At 48.9% G+C, this 274-nt stretch carries 1 protein-coding gene; it reads left to right on the top strand.

Annotation, left to right across the window (positions count from 1 at the left end; translation table 11 throughout):
• On the top strand, positions 1–274 hold a 274-nt coding region (locus tag ACSV5T_RS09835), incomplete at both ends, for an outer membrane lipoprotein LolB (RefSeq protein ID WP_438320990.1).

The raw sequence follows: 274 nt of genomic DNA, 5'->3' as shown, positions 1-274 counted from the left end.
CCAAGCGCGCAATTTACCATCAATGGTAAAATTGGCATGACCACGCCGCAGCAGGCAGGCAGTGCGTTTTATATTTGGACACAGCAAGGGCAAAACTTTGCCATTGAGATTGCCGGTGCGATGAATGCAGGTCAAACTAAAATCAGCTACAATGGTCAATCTGCGACGTTAACCAACGAAAAAGGCACCATCAATGCCGCTACCCCTGAAGAATTGCTATTACGTGCAACCGGTTGGCAAGCGCCCATCTCACAGCTGCCTTACTGGATTCAAG

The organism is Veillonella sp. ZSJB6, assembly GCF_051549505.1.
Classification (GTDB): Bacteria; Bacillota; Negativicutes; order Veillonellales; family Veillonellaceae; genus Veillonella.
This window is presented reverse-complemented; position numbering and strand designations above follow the sequence as displayed.